Source organism: Streptococcus sp. 22.1 (assembly GCF_016648645.1).
Classification (GTDB): domain Bacteria; phylum Bacillota; class Bacilli; order Lactobacillales; family Streptococcaceae; genus Streptococcus.
This window is the reverse complement of the sequence record NZ_JACLQK010000046.1, coordinates 1-2069: the sequence shown is the minus strand read 5'-3', so window position 1 is coordinate 2069 and position 2069 is coordinate 1. Positions and strand designations below refer to the sequence as shown.

At 28.9% G+C, this 2069-nt stretch carries 1 protein-coding gene; it reads left to right on the top strand.

What is annotated here, in order from left to right; all coding sequences use genetic code 11:
* Window positions 1-18: 18 nt before the first annotated feature.
* Window positions 19-2069: SDR family oxidoreductase (locus H7U04_RS11250; RefSeq protein WP_201059847.1), on the top strand; the 2051-nt coding region annotated here is incomplete at its 3' end.

Below are 2069 nucleotides of genomic sequence, written 5' to 3'. Positions count from 1 at the left end.
ATTCAAGACAGTTCTTATATGAAAAAGAATATTAATAAATCTATTGACAAAGCTATTGTTTATGATTCTAAAGATGATAAGGTCGAAATTGTAGGAAGTTATTTAAAGGGAATTGAACGTTCGAAGACCCTATTGGTATTTTCAGGTCAATCAACAAAGCTTATGAATTTCTCTGATTATTATGAAAATATCAGTAGCTTTAGGCAAGCAGTTGATATTTGTCTTGATATTATTGATAGATTGGATAAAAAAGCAAGTCAAAAAGTATCTGAAGTTTTATTGAAGAACAAAGTTTATTGTGAAAATGAAAGTGTAATTATTCAGTTATCAACAGTTATTCCTCAAATTGTTTTGGGGAAGGAAATATCACGGTACACAAATATAGAAGGTGTTATTGGGCATAGTTTAGGAGAGATTTCAGCAGCGTGTGTAGCAGGAATAATGTCAATTGAAGATGCAATTCGTCTTGTTTATTTTCGTGGGAAAGCTATGGAAGAATCGGCATTGAGTGGAAAAATGATTTTATTAACTGCTGAAGAGGATCAACTACATAAAATACAAGAGCAGTTTAAAGTAAGAGCATCTGTTAGAAATTCAGCTAATGAGATTGCAGTTTCTGACACAATTGAAAGGGTCAATGAAATACAAGAATATTGCATTCAAGAGAACATTAGGTTCAAAATTCTGAATAACACATTTCCGTTTCATTCAAATCTTCTGAAAAAGTCAAGTGAAAGTCTTTCTAAGTGTATCAATTTTTCATTTAGAAAATCTATAATTAACTTTTATTCATCTAGCGAGAAAAATATTAATAATAATAATGAATTTTGCAGTAAGTACTGGAGCAATCAAATGCTTGATCCAGTAGATTTTTATTCTGGTTTAAAAGAAGTATTCAAAAGTTCCGAGATAGACGAAATTATAGAAATTGGGAGTCGTACTGTTTCGAATAACCTTATTCGTGAGTTAACTGAAACTTATAAAAATATTAACCTTGTTTCAACTACAAATAATGGGAGATATAGTTTAAATATATTTTATGATTTGTTAGTAAATTCCTGGAATAATATCACATGCAAAAATCTTATTTTTGAAATAAGTGAACAGAAGATACCTTTACCACCCGCATATTATTTAAAAGAACATTTTTGGTTTGAGAATACTATTATTAATAAATCTTTAGAAACTACTCAAAATGTTAAGGAAGAGTTATATCGAATATATTCTAAATACATTTCATCAAAACAGATTTCCTATGATGAGGGTTTTATAGAGCAAGGTGGAGATTCTATTTATATAATCTCACTATTAAATGAAATCAATCAAGCATTTAATGTTAATATTATGATTTCTGATTTTGTTAGAGCTTCATCTATATATGAGGTGTCAAAAATAATTTCAAATTTCAGTTTAGAGAATAATAATGGTAAATTATCTTCTAATTTTGAGTGCAAGTACCAATTGAAAGCAGAGAAACGTTTAAAAGATTATTTTAGTGATTTTTCTTTTTCAAAAACTCGTTTATTAGAGACTGGAGGAAGAGAGAAAATACTGTTGACAGGTGCTACTGGATTTGTAGGCATACACGTTTTAAAACAATTATTAGATAAAGGTAACTTTGTAATTTGCCTCGAAAGAACGGGTGATAAACTCAGAATTATTGATAAACTTATAGAGTTTGATTTATATGATGAAAGTCTTATTGAACGAATTGAAGTCATTAAAGGTAATCTTGAAACTGAATACTTAGGTCTATCAAAAGGTGATTTTAAAAAACTTTCAATTGAAGTTAGACATATTGTTCATATAGCTGCAAGAGTAAACCACATTTTGCCAGCAGAAGACTTACTCCAAGTGAATTCTTATTCTATGGAGTCATTAATTAATCTTGCGAGATATGGTAGAAACAAAAAGATAATTTATTTATCAACAACAGATGTATATACTGATTCGAGTACAGATCTTGAATATTTGGATTTTAAAAACCCCAATATGAACTGCACCCCAAAAGTTAGACAGAAAAAATCTAACTTTTGGGGTGTTTTTATTATGAAATTGACTTATGAAGA